The organism is Paenibacillus sp. IHBB 3054 (assembly GCF_051594305.1).
GTDB lineage: Bacteria > Bacillota > Bacilli > Paenibacillales > Paenibacillaceae > Paenibacillus_AQ.
The window spans coordinates 1-4,127 of record NZ_JBOFBG010000082.1; the positions used below are offsets into that span (position 1 = coordinate 1).

The window sequence follows — 4,127 nt, forward strand, 5'->3', positions numbered from 1 at the left end:
TGCCAGGCCGGATACATGCACCTTGATCGGCACCGTGTAGTACACCCCAACCGCCTTGAGTGCAAAAACTTCATATTCCCTGACCGCCGTTACTTCAAGTACATCTCCGCGCTGCACCGGCTTGGGCGTGGCCGTAAAACTGACTTTTCCCGGGTCCATCTCCATGCTCCGAAGCAAACCATCGAAACGCTGCCGGGTTATGGCATCTGCACCATTCTCTACTTTCATCACCTGCAGTACTTCATTCGAGGCGGTGTGAAGGTTAGAGCGAATCATGACATACTGCACAATGGTTACAGCGAGTAGGGCAACGATCAGTGTAATCATCAGAAAAAAGAAGACGCCAATAAGCGCGTCCCCTTTCTCCGATTTCCTAAAGGTGTTCAGCCTGTGCTTCATAGACAGCCTTAGGTTAAGGAATTCATTTTGCCGAAGATTTTATCTTTGACAAAGACATCAATTTGCGCTTTGAACAGAATGTACACCGCAATAAACAGCAGCAACGTAATCAAGATACCAATGACCCACTGCATTGCATCCCCACGTTCTTCTTTCCGAAAACGATCCAACCGGGTATAAAAGGCAGAGGTGGCAAGAAGCATCGTTTGTTGACTTTCACATTTCACTTTGTTCATTAGCTTTTTCATAAATTACATTCATCCTCTCAAATTAAATGGTTATGGTATTACAAGGCATTAAAAGCAGCAAACATCTTGATGAGCATTAAAAAAAAGAACACGGCCACATGGGCAATGACGATGCCGTAATACAGATTCATCTTTGCCGGATTGCCCCGGGTGCGCTCTTTCAGGGCTAACTTGCTTAGGCTGCGCAGATCATTTTTGATATGATTGAGGTCATCTTCTGCCTCATGGAAACCCTTCTCTGCGACGATGTTGACGACAGAGATAAAGTCAAATACGACCGGGACATTCACTTCTTCAGCAAACAATTGCAGGGCATCCTTTTGCGACATCGTCCCCATGTTAGCGACCAGACGCTTGAGTAGCGCCGAAAGAGTTGGACCGCACCGGGTGCTGACCTCTTGAAAAATAACGTTCAGCGGTTTGCCCACTTCAAGTGCCGTAATCATTTTGCTAATTAAAAAAGGCAAGTCCGCGATCAGCCGGTCTTGCCGTTTTTGGTAAGCCTGGGGAATCCTCCGTAAGGACATCCAGAAGAATAGTCCGGAAAGAACGGGAGCCACGAGCAGGAAAAAGAAATGCTGAACCATCCCGGCCAGCGCCAGTGCGAACAGGCCGGGCAATAGCGACTGTACGACCACTTTGGCCATATACATTTCATAACTTTCAGCATAAGCCAGCACCTGATACATCAGTCGCCGCTTGCTCAGGGGCCGCTCCCCGTTTCCTTTAGCCATTCGGTCCGCAAAGGATCGCACAATGGCATTTTGCCCGTTTCGTACGCGCTGCGCTTCGGTCTGATTGACCAGCGCAGCCAAATGCACCAATTGCTTCTGCCTCTGGAATCCTGGGAGAACTAACCTAAGGATGGGAACAGTGATGCAACCCGCCGCCAGGAAAAATAAAATGGACGTAAGCATATTTCACCACCTTCCTTCTTGCTAACGTCTGTGCTCATAGATCATCCAGATTCAGCCGCAGCAGTTTATCCTTCTTCCATAGCCCGATCACTATGGAAACAATCATACTCGCGAGCAGCAACTTGCCCAGGCTAGTCTGCAGCGTCGTCGCCAGCTTGAACTCCTGGACCAATTGACTCTCCAAGTATCCAAAGAGGAACGGAAACACCAAACTGAATCCGAACACCACAAAAGGCTCGATCCGTTTCTTTTCATTCTCCAGATCAATCTCCTGCAGCAGATTCATATCAGATGACAAATCAGCAATGCTTTCCCGAATCCCTTCCACAGACCGCAGGTGAAAGCCATCCTTGTTTCCGGCGATCACCTTTTCACAGAAATCATCAAATTTCTTGAAACGAATCTCCCGCTTCATGTTCTCTAGTGCCGTTGGCACATCCAGACCAATTCGCAGTGCAGCGTATAATTGCTCAAATAACGGGACGGTCACACCGCTCATCATGGATAGTGACATTTCCAGCGATTTCTGGAGTGATTTACAGTCCCGAAACTTGGAGGACAATAGCCGCAAATTACCCGGCAGGTTCATTAAGATCTCCATTCGGCGTTTGAACGTGACTGCTGAAATGATCATCTTAGGCACAATAATCCCCATCGCCCCGCCGACTCCAACAAACCATATATTTCGTGTGAAGTAAGCAATCGCCACACCGATCACGACGGCCACCAACAACACCTGAATCAACCGCTTGCCACTCAGCCGAATTCCAGCTGCTTTCGCCTCTGCTTCTGTCTGTTCAAACCCGAAGGCCAACCGCATCCGTTTCGAACGGTTGACGGGTATAGGTGCCAGCGAAAAAAGTCCGAAGGATATCAACAGCCCTGCCACTATCCAATAACCCAGCATCATAAAGCAGCTTTCAACTCCTTCACCTCACACCAAAGCCGCAATTGTTCCGGCCCCGGCTCCTGCAGGTAAATCTTCTCCAACAGCGACTCAGACTTGATCCGGCCCACCTTGACTTGCTTTTTCAAGTGATGGTCATATTTGAAAATCGGATTCAGGATTGGCTCCTCTGTGCCTCTATACCCAATGAGCTCACAGATTTCTGTCACGACCCGCACCCCACTGCGCAGTTTCTTCTGGAAGAATATCAGGTCAACCGATCCCGAAATCTGACTGGCCGCTGCCGCTGTATTTCCATTCAGCTGTAACAACCGCGTGGCTGCCTCCCGGGCACTATTCGCATGGATCGTCGTCCAGACGGTGTGTCCTGTATTCATCCCGATCAGACTTTGCTGCGCTGCCGGTTCATCCCGGATCTCTCCGATGCCCATGACAGTAGGCCGCAGCCGCAGACAGGCTTTGATCAACTTGGCGATGCCAAAGCTTTTCTTCTCGTCCTCCAGCTCTTTCACAAGCAGGGATGGCAAGTTCGGATAATGCTGATACTGCGTTTTGCTGGCCAGTAGCATTTCCTCGGAATCCTCAATGGAAATGATCCGGGTAATCGGCTCCATATACATGGGTAGAGGGATCAGTTGCGTGGTCTTTCCGCTGTTCGTCCCGCCACCAATTACAATATTGGCTCCTTTGGGTACAATAAATTTCAGGAATTCGGAAATCTCGGCTGAGATGTTTCCGTACTGAATACACTGCTCATCTGTGAACACATCAGGAGGAAACTTTCGGATACTAATCAAGGGCGCATTCGCACTTACACCTTGAAATTCTTTCGTATCCGCCACCACGCAAATCCGGAATCCACGATAGTTCGCATCCACAATTGGATCGGTACTGGATATGGGTTTCCCAATTGGCATGAGCATCTTGTTGATCACTTCATAGAGATGGGTGATGCTTTGAAACCGGATCTCCGGCAAATGCTTGTCCTGCCCTCCTTGCTCCACGATCACTTGATCCAATCCATTGATTTCAATCGAACTGATACTCGGATCATCCAAAATCCCCTGTAGCACGCCCAGCTCCGTAATTTCCTTCTGTACCCATTCCACCGCTTCATTCACCGGTATAGAGAGGGCATATTCGGTCTGTTCCCGCACGAGATCGGAAATGTAATAGCGTATCTTTTGCCGGGATGGTTCATGGGTTAGAGACTGTACATATTCGTCCAGGTGAACCTCTTGCAGACGATAGCGTACATAGTTCTTCAGGGATTCGAGCTTCTTGAAATCCCCCTCCGAGTATTCGGTTCCCACGGACTGTACGGATACGTGTACATCCAGGTATTCGAGAGGTTCAATGATACCCACCGTCTCCCCCTCCCGGACAGATTCGCTTCCCTCACGTACAGGGAACGCATTCGGCGCAAGCTCCTTCCAGCGCTTGAGCAAATCGCCAAATTTGGAGTAAACAGGCGCTTCCTCTATTTTGATGTTGGAGTCGGCTGTAAACAGAAATAGCCGTTCCCGTTCTACACTGAACACTTCGATCAATCGACGATAATGGGTATAGTTACCGACAAAATCAATCGCATCCGCACTATACAGCACCATGGCATCTGAAGTCCGGAGTGCAAAGTGCGTGGTGGGTTGAATGAGT

General features: G+C 49.1%; 5 protein-coding genes. All 5 read right to left on the reverse strand.

Going from position 1 to position 4,127, the window contains the following annotated elements; all coding sequences use genetic code 11:
• Nucleotides 1-399 (reverse strand): DUF4320 family protein (locus tag ACQ76X_RS35550; protein ID WP_438498606.1); only part of this gene is annotated, 399 nt, incomplete at its 3' end.
• A gap of 8 nt (nt 400-407) precedes the next feature.
• Complete coding sequence (locus ACQ76X_RS35555; protein ID WP_438498607.1) at nt 408-647, reverse strand: hypothetical protein; 240 nt, start codon at nt 645-647, stop codon at nt 408-410.
• Nucleotides 648-685: 38 nt separating this feature from the next.
• A complete protein-coding gene (locus ACQ76X_RS35560; protein ID WP_438498608.1) occupies nt 686-1,564 on the reverse strand; it encodes a type II secretion system F family protein in 879 nt (292 codons plus the stop codon).
• A 34-nt stretch (nt 1,565-1,598) separates the two neighbouring features.
• Nucleotides 1,599-2,474, reverse strand: coding sequence for a type II secretion system F family protein (locus ACQ76X_RS35565; protein WP_438498609.1), 876 nt, complete (start codon nt 2,472-2,474; stop codon nt 1,599-1,601).
• Nucleotides 2,471-4,127, reverse strand: a 1,657-nt coding sequence (locus ACQ76X_RS35570) for a CpaF family protein (RefSeq protein ID WP_438498610.1), incomplete at its 5' end; no start/stop codon positions are given. The genes ACQ76X_RS35570 and ACQ76X_RS35565, both read right to left, overlap by 4 nt.

Coding starts and splice junctions, on each gene's coding strand:
- ACQ76X_RS35555 (WP_438498607.1), bottom strand. CDS start 647: ATGAAAAAGCTAATGAACAAAGTGAAATGTGAAAGTCAACAAACGATG.
- ACQ76X_RS35560 (WP_438498608.1), bottom strand. CDS start 1,564: ATGCTTACGTCCATTTTATTTTTCCTGGCGGCGGGTTGCATCACTGTT.
- ACQ76X_RS35565 (WP_438498609.1), bottom strand. CDS start 2,474: ATGATGCTGGGTTATTGGATAGTGGCAGGGCTGTTGATATCCTTCGGA.